This window comes from Streptomyces mutabilis (genome assembly GCF_014649815.1).
GTDB classification, from domain to species: Bacteria; Actinomycetota; Actinomycetes; order Streptomycetales; family Streptomycetaceae; genus Streptomyces; species Streptomyces mutabilis.
This window is the reverse complement of the sequence record NZ_BMTT01000298.1, coordinates 1-529: the sequence shown is the minus strand read 5'-3', so window position 1 is coordinate 529 and position 529 is coordinate 1. Positions and strand designations below refer to the sequence as shown.

General features: G+C 23.3%; 1 protein-coding gene. It reads left to right on the top strand.

All coding sequences use genetic code 11. The features are described from left to right. Nucleotides 1-409: NADH-quinone oxidoreductase subunit J (locus IE142_RS40400; RefSeq protein ID WP_191889526.1), on the top strand; the 409-nt coding region annotated here is incomplete at its 5' end. Nucleotides 410-529: the final 120 nt, after the last annotated feature.

The following is a 529-nucleotide window of genomic DNA, read 5'->3' as shown; positions in this document are numbered from 1 at the left end:
AACTATTGTAAGTAGAAATCCTATAGTTTCTGTATTATTTTTAATAGGTTTATTTGTAAATATAGCTGGTTTATTAATATTAGTTGGATGTAATTATATTGGATTATCTTATATATTAGTATATGTAGGTGCTGTTTCAATTTTATTCCTTTTTATATTAATGTTAATAAATATCAGAATTTCTGAATTATTAAGTGAGACTAATAATGATATACCTTTAGCTGTATTAACAGTTTTACTATTCTATTATATAATAGGACAAGTATTACCTTCTAATTTAACAGATAATACTATTGTTTCTTCTTTATCAAATTCATTTTCTGAAGTCTATAACGTACAATTAGATAATGAGTTTTTAAATATGGTAAACTTAAAACATGAAATAGCATATGCTAGTAGTAAAAGTTGAGATAGCTCATTAGTAGAGTTTACACATATAACTGGAATAGGTAATATTATGTATACTAGTTATTCATTATGATTAATCATAAGTTCTGTTATATTACTATTAGGTATGGTAGGTGCCATA